This is a genomic window from Streptomyces sp. NPDC019937 (assembly GCF_040631655.1).
Classification (GTDB): domain Bacteria; phylum Actinomycetota; class Actinomycetes; order Streptomycetales; family Streptomycetaceae; genus Streptomyces.
The window spans coordinates 206,327-222,003 of record NZ_JBEYAL010000009.1; the positions used below are offsets into that span (position 1 = coordinate 206,327).

14 protein-coding genes are annotated in these 15,677 nt (G+C 70.0%); 10 read left to right on the top strand and 4 right to left on the bottom strand.

Features of this window, described 5'->3' with window-relative positions:
- Positions 1-23 precede the first annotated feature (23 nt).
- The 6 genes from ABZ562_RS11840 (at position 24) to ABZ562_RS11865 (ending at position 7,275) form a co-directional block, all read left to right on the top strand.
- The gene (locus ABZ562_RS11840; protein WP_361476805.1) at positions 24-626 is read left to right on the top strand and encodes a hypothetical protein; all 603 of its coding nucleotides are present in this window, start codon (positions 24-26) and stop codon (positions 624-626) included.
- A complete protein-coding gene (locus ABZ562_RS11845; protein ID WP_361476807.1) occupies positions 626-5,260 on the top strand; it encodes a putative T7SS-secreted protein in 4,635 nt (1,544 codons plus the stop codon). The genes ABZ562_RS11840 and ABZ562_RS11845 overlap by 1 nt, the downstream gene beginning before the upstream one ends.
- A complete protein-coding gene (locus tag ABZ562_RS11850) occupies positions 5,257-5,607 on the top strand; it encodes a hypothetical protein (RefSeq protein WP_361476809.1) in 351 nt (116 codons plus the stop codon). The genes ABZ562_RS11845 and ABZ562_RS11850 overlap by 4 nt, the downstream gene beginning before the upstream one ends.
- A 104-nt stretch (positions 5,608-5,711) precedes the next feature.
- Positions 5,712-5,927, top strand: a complete 216-nt coding sequence (locus ABZ562_RS11855; RefSeq protein WP_361476811.1) for a hypothetical protein — start codon at positions 5,712-5,714, stop codon at positions 5,925-5,927.
- On the top strand, positions 5,924-6,592 hold the full coding sequence (locus tag ABZ562_RS11860; RefSeq protein WP_361476813.1) for a hypothetical protein: 669 nt from the start codon (positions 5,924-5,926) through the stop codon (positions 6,590-6,592). Before ABZ562_RS11855 ends, ABZ562_RS11860 begins: the two co-directional genes overlap by 4 nt.
- Entirely contained in the window at positions 6,559-7,275 is a 717-nt protein-coding gene (locus ABZ562_RS11865; protein ID WP_361476815.1) for a haloacid dehalogenase-like hydrolase, read from the top strand. The genes ABZ562_RS11860 and ABZ562_RS11865 overlap by 34 nt, the downstream gene beginning before the upstream one ends.
- A 4-nt stretch (positions 7,276-7,279) precedes the next feature.
- Here the strand turns inward: ABZ562_RS11865 and ABZ562_RS11870 are convergent, their stop codons facing one another.
- The 3 genes from ABZ562_RS11870 to ABZ562_RS11880 form a co-directional block, all read right to left on the bottom strand.
- Positions 7,280-8,167, bottom strand: a complete 888-nt coding sequence (locus ABZ562_RS11870) for an aminoglycoside phosphotransferase family protein (RefSeq protein ID WP_361476817.1) — start codon at positions 8,165-8,167, stop codon at positions 7,280-7,282.
- 109 nt (positions 8,168-8,276) lie between these two features.
- Positions 8,277-10,625, bottom strand: coding sequence for an FtsX-like permease family protein (locus ABZ562_RS11875; RefSeq protein ID WP_361476819.1), 2,349 nt, complete (start codon positions 10,623-10,625; stop codon positions 8,277-8,279).
- Entirely contained in the window at positions 10,622-11,365 is a 744-nt protein-coding gene (locus ABZ562_RS11880) for an ABC transporter ATP-binding protein (protein WP_361476821.1), read from the bottom strand. Before ABZ562_RS11880 ends, ABZ562_RS11875 begins: the two co-directional genes overlap by 4 nt.
- A gap of 128 nt (positions 11,366-11,493) precedes the next feature.
- Between ABZ562_RS11880 and ABZ562_RS11885 the strand changes: the two genes are divergently transcribed.
- Both ABZ562_RS11885 and ABZ562_RS11890 read left to right on the top strand, forming a co-directional pair.
- Positions 11,494-12,378: a histidine kinase gene (locus tag ABZ562_RS11885; protein WP_361476823.1), complete on the top strand. Its 885-nt coding sequence runs from the start codon at positions 11,494-11,496 to the stop codon at positions 12,376-12,378.
- A 44-nt stretch (positions 12,379-12,422) separates the two neighbouring features.
- Complete coding sequence (locus tag ABZ562_RS11890; RefSeq protein WP_361476887.1) at positions 12,423-13,187, top strand: response regulator transcription factor; 765 nt, start codon at positions 12,423-12,425, stop codon at positions 13,185-13,187.
- A gap of 46 nt (positions 13,188-13,233) precedes the next feature.
- Here ABZ562_RS11890 and ABZ562_RS11895 read toward each other — a convergent pair whose 3' ends face one another.
- On the bottom strand, positions 13,234-14,445 hold the full coding sequence (locus tag ABZ562_RS11895; RefSeq protein ID WP_361476825.1) for an MFS transporter: 1,212 nt from the start codon (positions 14,443-14,445) through the stop codon (positions 13,234-13,236).
- A gap of 72 nt (positions 14,446-14,517) precedes the next feature.
- Here ABZ562_RS11895 and ABZ562_RS11900 point away from each other — a divergent pair, with 72 nt between their 5' ends.
- Positions 14,518-15,276: a DeoR/GlpR family DNA-binding transcription regulator gene (locus ABZ562_RS11900; protein WP_361476827.1), complete on the top strand. Its 759-nt coding sequence runs from the start codon at positions 14,518-14,520 to the stop codon at positions 15,274-15,276.
- Between the two features lie 193 nt (positions 15,277-15,469).
- Complete coding sequence (locus ABZ562_RS11905) at positions 15,470-15,661, top strand: hypothetical protein (protein ID WP_361476829.1); 192 nt, start codon at positions 15,470-15,472, stop codon at positions 15,659-15,661.
- Positions 15,662-15,677: the final 16 nt, after the last annotated feature.

A 15,677-nucleotide genomic window follows, 5' to 3' on the forward strand; every position in this document is an offset into this window, starting at 1 on the left:
GTGTCGAACGGGGAGGGCGAGCAGTGAGCGGCGGCGGCGGTGGCGGTGGCGCCAAGGGCGGCAACATAGACCTGGCCTTCGACAAGGAGTCGCAGGCCGAGATCGTGAAGGGCCTGCGGGCGGCGATCGGCGAGCTGAAGGAAATCGCCTCGGCGTCGGACGCCGAGATGGGGGCGGGGTTCGAGGAGCTGTCCATGACGTCCATGGAGGCCGGACACAACGGCCTGGCCAAGGACTTCGAGGACTTCTGCGAGCTGTGGGACTGGGGCGTGCGCGGCCTGATCGAGGATGCGAGCAAGCTCGCGGAGAAGGTGGGGCTGGCGGCCGGCTCGCAGTGGGAGCAGGAGCAGTACGCCCAGGGCACCTTCAAGGTGGCCGCGAACTCGGTGCTGGGCAATCCGCACCTGGACGAGAAGACGGTCGTGAAGAAGGACATGGACGAGCTGATCTCGGTCGACACCTGGACGCCGGACTACAGCAAGGAGTCCTTCGAGAAGGCCGCGTCCGACGCCGAGAAGACCTGGGACACCGCCGGCGAGGAGGCGGGCCATCGGTACAAGGCGACCGGCATGCAGCAATTCGTCGACCAGGCCGCCGAGGAGAGCGCCAAGAGGGGCGAGCGCTGATGGGGCTCGGTGACCTGACGCCCGACTGGATGGACGACGCGGTCGAGAAGGGCACCGAAGCCCTTGGCGACACCGTCGAATGGGCGGGCAACAAGACCGCCGACGGCCTCGACAAGGTGGGCTGGGAGGGCGGTGCGGACTGGGTCCGTGACAAGTCCCGTTCCACCGCGAACTACCTGGGCGCGGACGTCGCCGAGATGCAGCTCGGGGAGACCGAGGACCCCAAGAAGCTGATCTACGGCAGCGTGAGCCGGATCCGCTCCACCGTGAAGCACCTGAAGGACTTCCAGTCGGCGTTCGAGAAGGTCGGCGACGGGCTGAAGGCGCTGGACTCCTCCCACTGGAAGGGCGAGGCGGCGGACGCCTTCCGGGATGAGGTGTCGGTCAAGCCGAAGGAGTGGTTCAAGGCCGCGGACGCCTGCAAGAAGGCCGCCGGGGCGCTGGAGGACTTCGCCGGGACGGTGGAGTGGGCGCAGGGCCAGGCGCAGGAGGCGATCGACGCGTACAAGGCGGCCAAGACCGCCTCGGAGAACGCCCGTTCCGCGCACAACGACAAGGTGGACGCGTACAACGCCGCCGCCAAGGCGTACAACGCGAAGGTGGACGACGGCAAGGACCCGGGCAAGAAGCCCACCAAGCCGGGCGAGTTCCACGACCCCGGCACCGCCAAGGCGAAGGCCGCGCAGGAGAAGCTGGACGAGGCGCGGCGCCAGCGGGACGAGGCGGTCATCACGGCGCGCAAGGCGGTCCAGACGGCCAAGGACGCGGCCCCGCCGAAGCCCTCGTACGGCGACCAGCTCGGGGACGGCGTTGAGGGGCTGGGCCTGGACGCGATGCATTTGACGGGCGGAGTCATCAAGGGCGTCGCGGGGCTGAACTCCTTCGCGCGCAGCCTGAATCCGATGGACCCGTACAACCTGACCCACCCGGCCGAGTACCTCACGGGTCTGAACAGCACGGCGGCCCAGCTCCACACGCTGGCCAGCAACCCGGGTCCAGCCCTCAAGAACATGTACAACGAGTTCTCCAAGGACCCCTCGGAAGGTTTTGGCCGGGCCCTCCCCGAGCTGCTCGGCACGAAGGGTCTCGGCGCGGCCCGCACGGGTGCCAGGCTCGGCAAGTCCGGTGGTCTCCTGAACAAGGCTCGCGAGGCGATCAAGGGCCGCAGACGCGGCGAGAACACCACCGATAACAAGAACAAATGCAGCGACGGAACCGACCCGGTCGACCTGGCGACGGGGAAGATGTACCTCCCGCAGACGGACGTCGCCCTGCCGGGTGCGCTACCGCTGGTGTTCCGCCGCCAGGTGGAATCCGGCTACCGGGTGGGCCGGTGGTTCGGCCCGTCCTGGTCGAGCACGGCTGACCAGCGGCTGGAGATCGATGCCCAAGGTGTCGTCTTCATCAGCGATGACGGGCTGCTGCTGTCCTACCCTCACCCGGCCCCGGATGTCCCGACCCTCCCCGAGGCAGGCCCCCGCTGGCCCTTGGCACGGGACCCCCACGGCGACTACACGCTCACCGACCCCGCCACCGGCTGGGTCCGCCACTTCAACGGCCCACGGGACGTGGACCCCGGCGGCGACGGGGTCGCACTGCTGGAGCAGATATCCGATCGCTCCGGCCACTGGATCACCTTCGAGTACGACGCCAAGGGCACCCCGACCACCATCGCCCACAGCGCCGGATACGAGCTGAAGCTCAGCACCGCCGAGGGCCGGATCACCGCCCTCCACTTGGCGGGCGCGGCCGAGGACGGCGGCGACCAGGAGCTGATCCGCTACGCGTACACGGACGGCAACCTCACCGGCGTGACGGGCTCCTCCGGCCTCCCTCTGCGCTTCGAATACGACGAAGAACGCCGCGTCATCTCCTGGACCGACACGAACGACCGCCGGTACGACTATGCGTACGACAACCAGGACCGATGCATCGCCGAGGGCGGCGAGGCGGGCCACGTATCCATCCACATCGCGTACGACGAGGTCGACCAGGCCACCGGTCACCGCGTCACGACGGTCACCACGCCCGAGGGCCACACCACCCGCTACTTCATCAACGACGCGGGGAAGGTGGCCGCCGAGACCAACCCCCTGGGCCACACCACCCGCACCGAGTACGACCGCCACGACCGCGTCCTGTCCCGCACTGACGCGCTGGACCGCACCACGGCTTTCGTCTACGACGAGGCGGGCCACCTCACGCGGATCACCGCCCCGGACGGCAGCGAGTCCACGGCGACGTACAACGACCTCGGCCTGCCGACGTCCATCACGGGCCCGGACGGCGCCACCTGGACCCAGACGTACGACGAGGCGGGCCGCCGCACCTCGACCACCGACGCGGCGGGCCACACGACGCACTACGCGTACGACTCGTACGGCCACCTGTCGTCCGTCACCAACGCCCTGGACGAGACCACCCTGGTCCGCTGCGACAAGGCGGGCCTCCCGATAGAGATCACCGACCCGCTGGGCGCGGTGACCCGCTATGACCGCGACGCCTTCGGCCGCCCCGTCACCATCACCGACGCGCTCGGGTCCGCCACCCACCTCACCTGGACGGTGGAAGGCAAGCTCACCCGCCGCACCAACCCCGACGGCTCCACGGAGAGCTGGACGTACGACGGCGAAGGCAACTGCACCACCCACACCGACCCCCTCGGCGCCACCACGACCTTCGAATACACCCACTTCGACCTGCTCGCGGCCCGCACCGGCCCGGATGGTGTCCGCTACGAGTTCGAGCACGACGCATCGTTGCGTCTCACCCAGGTCACCAATCCCCAGGGCCTGACCTGGTCCTACACCTACGACCCCGCTGGCCGCCTGACCTCCGAGACGGACTTCGACGACCGTACCGTCACATACGAACACGACGCGGCCGCCCAACTGATCCGTCGCACGAACCCCCTGGGCCAGGCCGTCACGTACGAGCACGACACGCTCGGTCAGATCACCCGCAAGACCGCCGAAGACCAGGTGACCACCTTCACCTACGACCCGGCAGGCCGCCTCACCACGGCCACCGGCCCCGACACCGAGGTCGTCTACCAACACGACCGCCTGGGCCGACTCAAGTCGGAAATGGTGAACGGCCGCGTATTGGCCCACTCGTACGACCCCCTCGGCCGCCGCACCCGCCGCGTCACCCCGACCGGCGCGATGACGACGTATACCTACGACGCGGCAGGCAACCGCACCGCCCTGACCGCCGGCGGCCACACCCTCGCATCCGAACACGACGAGGTGGGCCACGAGACAACCCGCCGCATCGGCGACACCCTGACCATCACCAACGCCTGGGACCCCCTGGGCCGCCTGACCGAACAATCCCTGACCGGCACGTCTCTCATCCAGCACCGCGCCTACACCTACCGCGCAGACGGCAATGTCACTGCCGTGAACGACCGCCTGAGCGGCCCGAGCACCTTTGACCTGGACGCGGCAGGCCGGGTGACGTCCGTCCGGGCCAACGGCTGGACCGAGACGTACGCCTACGACGAAGCAGGCAACCAAACCCAAGCGACCTGGCCCACTGCGGGCGCCGCCCACGACGCGACGGGCCCCCGCACCTACACCGGCACCCGAATAACCCGCGCGGGCGGCATCCGCTACGAACACGACGACGCGGGCCGCCTCACCCTCCGCCAGAAAACCCGCCTCTCCCGGAAACCCGACACCTGGCGCTACACCTGGGACGCCGAAGACCGCCTCACCGGCGTCTCCACCCCGGACGGCACACTCTGGCGCTACCTCTACGACCCCTTCGGCCGCCGCACCGCCAAACAACGCCTCGCCACCGACGGCGAAACCGTCCTGGAGCAGACCGACTTCACCTGGGACGGCCCCACCCTCATAGAACAAACCACCACCACCCCGGACCTCCCGAACCCGGTCACCCTCACCTGGGACCACGACGGCCTCCGCCCGATCGCCCAAACCGAACGCATCACCGAGGCCACAACCCAGCGCGAAATCGACGCCCGATTCTTCGCCATCATCACGGACCTGGTCGGCACCCCAACCGAACTCGTCGACGAATCCGGCACCATCGCCTGGCACACCCGCGCCACCCTCTGGGGCACCACCACCTGGGCCGCCGACAGCACCGCCTACACACCCCTTCGCTTCCCGGGCCAATACTTCGACCCGGAAACGGGCCTCCACTACAATTTCCACCGCTACTACGACCCAGATTCAGCCCGCTACCTCTCCCCCGACCCCCTGGGCCTAACCCCCGCCCCCAACCCGGCGACGTACGTCCACAACCCCCACACCTGGACCGACACCCTCGGGCTCGCCCCGGAATGCGAAGAGGACAGGGTCACCCTCTTTCGAAATGTGGATGCAACAGAGTTCGATTCGATAGCCAAGACCGGCAGATTTGAAACAGGGCCAGGCCAGATGGAGGGCAAGTGGTTTGCTTTGCGTGGAGAGCATGCCGAGCAATGGGGCAGAGTATTGAACCGCAATCAAGGACTTACCGTCCAAACAGAAATTCCTAGATGGCTCGCCAATCAACTGCATCACCACCCTGACAAGCTAGACGGAATCGGCCCCGCCATGTACGCAGATGGCGACCAGCTCTACTTGATCAATGAACATGGGAAGGGAATTCTCCTGTGGGAATGAACGAGATCGACTCCCCTCAAGCAACGGCCGCAATTCGTTGGCTAACCGCCGAAGAGGGCGGACGAAGGACAGGACCCCCAACAGCACCGGTCTACGCGGCGACGTGCATCTTTAAGATGGGAAATGATAACGAAATTCATCCAAACTGGCCAGCCAATGCCGCACAGTTGAGCATTCTGATCGAGAAAACAAACACCCTGCCCGACGGGCGCAATGCTGCCATGATCGGCTTTCTTGCCCCGGAGCTGGCTTCTCCATTCCTCAGCAAAGGACAAGAAATTCTCATCATGGAAGGCCCCAAAGTCGTTGCACACGCAACCATTGAAGAGGTACTGAAAAATAGTTGAAACAATCCAGGGGATGTAGATCGATAAGCTCGACATCCATTTCGGGGTCGCGGCGGGGAAGTACGCCAAGGCCCAAAGACTCCCCGCCGAGCAATCTGATCTTGATGGACCGCGATCGAGACTTCTGGGACGGCTGTGCCGACTACTGGGTGGAGAGCCGGGAGTCGTTGGAAGCGTTCTTCACCGGCTACATCCTGAGAGCGATCGGCCGCGATCCCTGCGACGTCCTAGCCGAGTTCCTCGCCATGGCAGGTATGTCACCGGAACGCGTAACTCATCAGGTCGCTTCTCCTCGACGCCCTGAAGCAGGCGCGCAGTGACCAATGCCGAAGCCAACGCCGCCCTGGCCGGAGCCTTCCCGTCGCGACTCGCGCATGATGTGCGTACCGTCCTGACGGTCATGCCGGGCGCTCGCCCTCCAATCACCTCCACGTTCTCGGTCGATGTGTCCGGTGAGGTCGTCAGTGTGCCTTACCGGATCTACCACGATGAGCCACTAGCCGATACGGAGTGCTTGCTCACGGCGACACAGCGGTTGGTCCTGCACTGCCTGTACTCACGCCACAGTGACGGGAGGGTCCGTCAGCGCCACCTGGAGCAGATCACCGGCTCCGGTGAGCCATGGATGGCCCCATTCGTGGTCCAGTTGGTCGGCGAATACGTAGTGGAGATCCTGGAAGCTATCCAAATGGGTATTTCCGACGTGGCAGCTCCAGGGTCTGCGCAGCGACTCCTGTTCGGAGACTTCGTCGCGCGAAACGCGTCGTACTTCGCGCGAACCGAGCGCCGGGTGGTGAGCTATTGGTCGTGCTACCACCGGCACCAGTACCCGACGTTCGGCACCTACCCCGGCTGCCTCCTCCTGGACATCCTGCGAGCAGCCGCGGCCGACCGCACCGGCAGGCGGTGGCCCCGTCACACGCCACGAGGTCTCACCTCTACGCTGTCGCCATGCCTGCCGACCTTGCCCCCGAGCCCACCCTGATCCTCTGGGACGTGGACCAGACGTTGGTCAGTATCACGGGCGGTGTGAGCCGCAACCTCTATGAGCGGGCCTTCGAGAAGGTGACAGGCAAGCGGCTCGGGGGACTGGCAGCCATGGCCGGGCGTACCGAGCAGGCCATCATGGTGGAGACGCTGCGTCTCAACGGCATTGATGAGCCGGAAGCACTGTTCGACGACTTCTACGCCGCCCTGACGGCGGCAGCCGAAGAGCTGGAGGGGCGGATGCGCGAGGTCGGGGTGGTGTTGCCGGGTGCTCGGGAGGCCATCGCCTCGTGTGCGGCTCGCCGTGCCGTGCAGTCGGCGGTTACCGGCAATCTTCGCCCCGTCGCCATGACCAAGCTGGCCGCGCTCGGTCTGGGCGATGGGCTCGACTTCGAGGTCGGCGGATACGGCGACGACGGCAGTGATCGGGCCGACCTCGTGCGTCGGGCGCGCAAGCGAGCGTCCGAGAAGTACGGGCACGGCTTCGACGGCAAGCGGACCGTGGTCATCGGCGATACGCCGCACGATGTGCGCGGTGCCCTCGCTGTCGACGCCCTGGCCGTGGGCGTCGCCAGCGGGCGTAGCTCCGCCACGGAACTCCAGGGGGCCGGGGCGGACATCGTGTTGGCGACGCTCAGCGACTTCGCCGACCGCTGTGGGGCAGCCCTCGGCTGGGGGTAAGGCCTCAGCTCTCCCCCAGCACCGCCCGGATCACGTGGCGGGCGTTGCGCGCCATCGCCGGGTTCGTCGTCCGGTGGTCCGGTAGCGCGATCAGCGCCTGGGAGAGTGTCCGTGCGCGGCCGCGCGTCCAGGTCGCGTCGTCCACGGCGAGGGCCTCGCGGAAGACATCGCGAGCAGCCGCAGGCAGCAGGTTCCACGCCGGGAACAAGTCCCAGGCCGGGTCGCCCACGCCCATGCAGCCGAAGTCGATCACCGAGGTCAGTCGGCCACCACCGTCCACCAGCAAGTTGCCCGGCATCAGATCGCCGTGCACCCACACCGGCGGCCCGTCCCAGTCCGGGACGCGCAGCGCGTCCTCCCATACGGCGGTGGCGGCGTCGCAGTCGACGCTCTCCTCCGGGATGCCGCGGAGCTTTTCGATCGCCGCGCGGGTGTACGCGTCGAGCGTGACGAGAGGGCCGCCTCGGTAGGCCTCCGGTGCACCCGGGAGGGGGACGTTTCGCATCGCCGCCACGAACTCGGTCAGGTCCTTGGCCAGCAGGAGCGGTTCGCTCAGCGCGCCCTCCTCGGGGTTCTGTCCCCCCAGCCAGCGGTGCACCGACCACGGCCACGGGTAGCCCTCGGCGGGCTCCCCGCTCCCCAGCACCTCGGGGATGGCCGTGGGCAGGTGGGGCGCGAGGCGGGGCAGCCACGTCCGCTCCGTCGTAACGTCCGAGGCGCCGCCCGCCACCAGCGGAAACCGTACGGCCATCTCGTCGCCCAGCCGGTACACGGCGTTGACGGTGCCGCCGAACGGGAACCGGCGCACCGGCAGGTCCGCCCACCACGGGAACTGACTCGCGATCAGCCGCCGTACAACGGAGTCGTCGAGGTGCGTCTGCCCTGGGGTCATGGGGCACCATCCGACCGCTGGGCGGCGACGGGGGCAATCGATTTTCCGGCGGCACGGCGCTGAACAGCGGTTTCCCGACTTTACAGGCCAGCGGCGTAGGAGGCGGCCCTCACTCGGTGTGCAGGACCCGGGCGATGCTCTGACGGGCCGCCGCACGCGCCGGGATCACCGCGCCCAGTGCGGCGATCGCCACCCCGGCCAGCACGGGTAGCGCCATGGTCCCGGGGTGCCATACGTCCAGCATTCGGGCCGGGAAGGTGAGTTGGGCGGCGTGCTCAGTGATCGGGATCACCACTTGGTACGCCGCGACGCCGAGCGGCAGTCCCAGGATCCCGCCGACCAGCCCGAGGCCGGCCATGGACACCACCAGCATCACCGTGACCTGGCGTGGGGTCATGCCGATCGACTTGAGCATCCCGAGGTCGCGCCGGCGCTCCCGGGCGCTGAGCACGACGGTGTTGAACACGCCCATCGCTGCGACCAGCGTCAGCATCAGGGTCAGCGCGGACGCGGCGCCGATGATGGTCACGGCATCCGCGTTCACCATGGTGTTCTTCGTCGGGTACAGCCCCGGATCGGCGGCCTGCACGGCCTTCACGTAGGCGCTGTAGTCGGCGCCGGGAGCGAGCCGCACCCAGTACTGGTTGGCCTGCGCGTCCGGTGTCAGGGCGGTCACCGTCGACCAGTCCGCTCGCATCCAGTCCTCCGGCCCGGCCAGGATCTCCCCGACCAGGGTCACGCGCTCCTGCCGGCCGTCCGCCACGGTCAGGGTGAAGGAGTCACCGAGCCGCAGCGCCTGCTTGGCGAGGAATCTGCCGGAGGCCACCACCTCGCCGGGCCCGCGCATCCAGCGGCCCCGCGCCAGGTCGTCCGGGAGCGTCGACCGTCCCCCGCGTATGCCCTCGATCGCCACGCCCTCGCTCCGGCCGAGGATGCGTACCTCGGTGAAGCCCACCGCGGTGACGTCCGCGACATGCGGCAGACCGCGCAGGAGCATCTGTGTCGCGTCGTCGTCGTGGTGCGGGGCGGTCTGATCGAACCTGGTCTGTCCTCGCCAGACGGTCGACTGTGCCTTGCCGACTCCCTGGACCGCGTCGCCGAAGGAGATCATGGTGGCCGACAGGCCGGTGGCGAAGGTCACGGTCGCCACTCCGAGCAGGACCGAGGCGACGGTGAGCAGGGCCCGTCCGGGCCGGGCGAGGGGCAGGCCCAGGCCGAGGGTCACCGAGCGCGGGAGCCGGACCCCGGTCAGCCACCGCTGTACGGCCGGCCCCCGTCCGCCGTGCGGTGCGCTGCCCGCACTGATGGCACGTGCCGCGGAGAGCCGGTGTGCGCGAAGGGCCGGGATCAGCGCGGCCAGCAGCACCGTGAGGGGCATGCCGAGCGCGGTGGTCGCGTACGCCCAGAAGCCGATCGCCGGGCCCACGTTCGCGGTGCCGAGGTTCGCGCCCTGGAAGACCTGGTGCAGCAGCGGCCGCGCCACCACCCCGCCCAGGGCCGTACCGACCAGCGCGCCTGCGGTGGCGGGGACGCAGACCATCACCAGGTAGACGGCGACGACCTGACGAGGCGTGAATCCCAGGGACTTGAGCACGCCGATGTGCCGGAAGCCGGAGACGACGGCGCCGCTCACCACGTTGCCCACGATCAGGACGGCCACCAGCAGGCCGAGGACCCCGAAGGCCATGAGGAACGGCACGAACACGTTGGGATTGGCCGCGACCTGCGCCTTCAAGGTCAGGTACGACTGATGCGCGACCAGCGATCCGGAGGACAGGCCGGCGCTCACCGCCGCGATGTCCTCACGGATCTGCCGGGCTGTCGCGGCCCGGTCGAACCGGTAGAGCATCTGGTAGGTCGTGGGGTGCAGGGCCGTGATCTGCCGCGGGGAGACCCAGGCCTGCGCGGTTCCGCTCACGCTGGAGGCGAGGCCCACCACAGTCAGAGGCCGCTGCTGTCCGGGAAGCCCGATTCTCTTGCCGATCGGCGAGTGCGGCCCACTCCCCATTCCCGGCGCGTCCCGCGACGCCAGCACGATCTGGCCCGGGCCGGTGGCCCAATGCCCGGCGAACAACTCCAGCCGGTCGACGGGGCCCCCGGGATCCGCACGCCCGACGACCGTCAGGGGGCCCGGCGCCATCCCGGGGATCTCGGCCGACGCGCTCTCCGGCATCTCGATCACGGCCTGTGGGAACGGCCCGGCCGAGGCCCGTACGCCCGGACGTTCCGCACTCCGGCCCACCTCCTCACCGGAGACCTTCGCCGCGTCGAACGTGGCGACGACGTGCGCGCCGTGCGCCCGCCCGAAGAGCCGGTCGAAGGGCCCGGACACGACGTCCAGCAAGCCGAGGGCGACCACGAGGGCCATGCTGGAGACCAGGACCACCACGCCGATCACGGTGGTCTGGAGCCGACGGCGGCGCACGGCCGCGCGCGAGGCCCGCCACACCGCGCTCACGCCGTCCGCTCCAGGGTCCGCTCACCGGTGATCCGGCCGTCCGCCATCGTCACCAGGCGGCCGACGCAGCGCGTGGCCAGTCGTTCGTCATGCGTCACCAGCAGCAGGGTCTGGCCCAGTTCGTTGAGGTCGATCAGCAGGTCCATCACCTGTTCGCCCGCATGGCTGTCCAGGGCGCCGGTCGGCTCGTCTGCCAGGAGCAGTGCGGGTCGGTTCATCAGCGCGCGGGCCACCGCCACCCGCTGGCGCTCTCCGCCGCTGAGCGCGGCGGGGTAGACGTTCCGGCGGTCGGCGATGCCGAGTTCGTCCAGCAACTCCAGTGCACGGCGCCGGGATTGACGGGCCGGCGTTCCGGTGAGCTGGGCGGCCAGAGCGACGTTGTCGAGCGCGGGCAGGTCGTCGATGAGGTTGAAGAACTGGAAGATCATGCCGATCCGACGGCGCCGGAAGAGCGCCAGACCGGTCTCGTTGATCCGCCCCAGGTCCTCACCGTGCACGGTCACGTGGCCGGCGCTCGGCCGGTCGAGGCCGGCGATCATGTTCAACAGGGTCGATTTGCCGCAGCCGGACGGCCCCATCACCGCCACTGCCTCCCCGGCGCCGATCCCCAGCGACACGCCGTCCAGGGCGACGGTGTCGCCGTACTCCTTGCGCAGGCCGCTCACCAGGACGGCTTCCTGGTCGCGCACGGCGACCGGGGCGGCCCCCGTGGTCGTGCCGCTGATGTCTTCGGTGGTCATGGCAGGACGGTAGGCCGCCTGGGATGTCCGGGCGTCAGTCCCGGGAGGTAACCCGGGACGATGGTCATCCTGGCGATGTACGGCGTTGGCCCCACGGAGGGACGCCCGCCGGCCGGTTGCCTGGCACGATGGGCGACGTGTGGAGACCGGAAGCGGGCCTGCTGCTCAGCGCCCTCGCGACGGCCGGCCTGGTGGTGGCCGCGGGTGCCATCCTGCTGCTGGTGCGCGCCCGCCGCCGCTACCGCAGGGCTCTGGAGGACCGGCGTTGGCTGCTGGAGCGTGAGCGGGAGGCCGCTGCCCGCACGGCGGTGGTGGCCGAACGGGCCCGCATCGCCCGCGAGTTGCACGACATCGTCAGCCACAAGGTCAGCCTCATGGTCGTGCAGGCGACCGCGGCCCGCGAGGTGCTGGCCACACTGCCGGATGCGGCGGATACGGCATTGCGGGCCGTCGAGGGGGCCGGACGCGAGGCGATGACTGAACTGCGCCACCTGCTGGGGCTGCTGGCGCCGTCGGCCGACGGCGACGACGATGACGGGGCCGAGCGGTACGGCGAAGGAGACCTCTCCGGGCTCGCACCGCAACCGAGCCTGAGCCAACTGGGCACCCTCGTCGACCGGATCGCCTTCGCCGGCCTCCCGGTCGAGGTGCGCATCTCCGGGGAACCGCGCGCACTGCCGCCCGGTATCGACGTCACCGCCTACCGGATCATCCAGGAGGCCCTGACCAACACGCTCAAGTACGGAGACGGCAGCACGGCGACCGTGACGGTGCGCTATGCCGACCGCGGTCTGCGGGTCGAGGTGCTCAACAGCGGACCGAGCGTGCTGTCCGCCGACCCCGCGAGCACGGGTACCGCACGAGGGCCCCGCAAGGGCCGGGACGACGGAGCGGGGCGCGGCCTGATCGGCCTGCGCGAGCGCGTCGCCGTCTACGGAGGCCACTTCGACGCACGGCGCCGCATCGGCGGCGGGTACCGTGTCCGCGCCCGCATCCCCCTGGAGCGCCCGTGACCGAACCCGCCGGAGACCGCCGCACCCACCACGCGCCGAGCCAGATGCAGAACCCTCAGGAGCCGGACGTGTTTCCGAGCCGGGAGTCCGGCGCCCCGCGCGTCCTCGTGGCCGACGACGAGGAACTGATCCGCACCGGCTTCCGCCTCATCCTCACCTCGCGCGGCATCGAGGTCATCGGTGAGGCCGCGGATGGCGTGCAGGCCGTCGCGGAAGCCGAGCGGCTGCGCCCCGACGTCGTTCTGATGGACATCCGGATGCCGAACCTGGATGGTCTGGAAGCCGCCAAGCGCGTACTGCGTCTGCTACCGGAGTGCCGGGTCCTCATGCTCACCACGTTCGACCTCGACCGCTATGTCTACGCGGCGCTCGCCGCCGGGGCGAGTGGCTTCCTGCTCAAGGACGTCACCGCCGCCCACCTCGCCGCGGCCGTGCGGCTGGTGAACACCGGCGACGCGCTGCTCGCCCCCTCGATCACCCGCCGCCTGGTCGAGCGCTTCGCGACCACCTCTGAGACCGATCGGGCCGCGGCGGACCACGGCCCCGCCACGAGGGCGACCGTGGGCCGCGCACCCGCGGTTCACCGCGATCTGGCTCCGCTGACGCCCCGTGAACGGGAGGTGCTGTCCCTGATGGGCCGGGGCCTGTCGAACGCCGAGCTTGCCCAAGCCCTCACGCTGAGCGAGGCCACCGTGAAGACCCACGTGGCCCGGATCTTCGCGAAGCTCGCTCTCCGCGACCGTGCCCAGGCCGTCGTCCTCGCCTACGAGACGGGCCTGGTCACCCCTGGCCGCTCCGCCGCCGAGTGACACCGCTTCCAGGCACGCCGCAACGGCGCCCGCCAACGCCCTGGCGTCATGGGGCACCATCCGACCGCTGGGCGGCGACCGGGGCAATCGATTTTTCATACGACCGGGCCGGCGCAGGTGCCCGCAGGATGCCCGCCGCGCAGGCGGCGACGACGCAGAAGGCCACCGGGAGGAAGAAGGTCAGGTTGAGGGGTACGAGGTGGGTCAGCGGGCCGATGACGGCGGGGCCCGCGAGCATGCCGAGGTAGCCGAGGCCCGCGACGCGGGAGACGTTGGCGCCGGCGGTGGACTGGTCGGTGTGCCCCGCGGCGCTGAAGAGCTGGGGGACGCAGCCGGAGAGTCCGGCGCCGAACACGGTCCAGCCCAGCAGGGCCAGGGGGATCCAGGGCGAGAGCGCCGCGGCGGTCATGCCGAGGGCGGCCGCGGCGGCGCCGTAGCGGAGGATGGCGACCGGGCCGACCAGGGCGGCCACGCGGTCGGCGAGCAGGCGGCCGGCCGTCATGGCGGTGGCGAAGGCTCCGTAGGCGAGGGCGGCGGTGGCGGCGGGTGCGTCCAGGACGTTGCGCAGATGGAGCGCGCTCCAGTCGTTGGCCACGCCCTCGCACAGCATGATCATCAGCGCCAGCGCGGCCAGCGCCCAGATGCGGCGGGGCGTCCGGTAACGAGGCTTCGTGGCAGGGGTGTCAACTGCCGGGACGGGGGTGGGTCGCAGCAGGGCGCGGGACGACGCCGCCGCGACGGCGAGGCCGAGGGCCGCCGCCCCGGCGAGGGTCCCCGCGGGGCTCCAGCCCCAGCCGAGGGTGCGGGCGCCGACGAGTGAGGCGAGGACACCGCCGAGGGAGAAGGTGGCGTGGAAGGCGGACATGACCGGCCGCCCGTAACCGCGTTCGACCTGGACGGCGTGGGCGTTCATGCTGACGTCGAGGCAGCCGTTGCCCACGCCGAGTGCCAGGAGCGCCGCCCCCAGTGTCCAGGCGTTGGTGGCCAGGCCCGGCAGGATCAGGGTGGCGCTGCACAGCGCCGCGCCGAGCGGTACGACGACGCGGGCGCCGAAGCGGTCGGTGAGGGGACCGGCGAACTGCATGGCCGCGAAGGCTCCCGCGCCGAGGAGGAGAAGGAGCCAGCCGAACGCGGCGTGGCCGATCCCCGCACGGTGCTCGATGCCGGGGATGTGGACGATCCACATCCCCACGAGGAAGCCGTTCAGGGCGAAGTAGGCGAAGGTGGCCAGCCGGGCTGCCCGCAGCGATCTCTGCATCCCCCGAACGTAGCAAACACACATTGTGTTCGTAAGATTGCCTTTCGAACGCTGGAGATGTTCAATACACGCATGGCGGGCACAGAGCGACTGAGGCAGATCGCCGAGGCCGTACGGAGCGCGGGCCGCGTCGGGGTCGCGGAGCTGGCCGCGCTCACCGGCGCCTCGGAGATGACCATCCGGCGCGACCTGGAGGCGCTGGCCGCCGAGGGCGTCGTCGAGCGCTACCGGGGCGGGGCGCGGAGCCTGCTGCTGCGCGGCGAGGAGCCGCCGTTCGCGCTGCGCGCCCAGGACGGGCTGGAGGTCAAGCGGCGCATCGCGGCGGAGGTCGCCGGGCTGATCGCCGACGGGGAGTCCGTCGTCCTCGACAGCGGCACCACCTGCCTGGAGGTGGCCCGGGCGCTGGAGCACCGGCGGGTCACCGTGATGCCGCTGTCCCTGCACGCGGCGAACGCGCTGAGCGGTGCCCCGCAGGTGACGCTGCTGGTGCCCGGCGGCCGGCCCCGGCCGGGCGAACTGGCGCTGACCGGCCCGCTGACCCAGGCGTCGCTGGCCGCGCTGCGCTTCGACACCGCGGTCATCGGCTGCTGCGGGCTCGACTCCGCGGACGGGCTGACCGCCTACGACCTGGACGACGCCGCCGTGAAGCGCGCCGCCATCGCGTCGTCCCGCCGCGTGATCGCCGTCGCGGAGGCCGCCAAACTCGCCCACACCGCCCTGGCGTTCGTCGCCGCCGCCTCCGATCTGGACGCGGTGGTGACGGACGACACCGCGGCGGAGGAGGAGACCGGCCGGCTGACGGCGGCCGGCGTGGTCGTACGGAAGGCGTGATCGTACGGATACGAGGGCTGACCTGCGGCGATCCCCTGCGCCAAGGGACCGCGGGGCCGGGGCATATGCCAGGCGGGGCGGCGAGGGAACACCCGTGCGGCGGATGCGTCGTTCCTCACATACCGCGGGTAACACCCCAGTTGAGAGGTTTGGGCCACAGCGCTTGTCAGTGGCTGCCCCTACTCTGTTTCCCATGCGTCCGACTCCTACTCCTCAGAACCCTGCCTTACTGACCACCTCCACCGACCAGGCCAACGAGGCGATCCGCGTGTTCCTGCGGGCCCGGGCCGGGCGGGCTCTGCGGCCTGCCGAGCGGGCGGAGTACGGGCGGCTGCTCGGGGTGTACACACGGGCGCTGCGCGGTGAGATGGAGCAGGCGGCCTGACAAGCGGGGCGCCGAC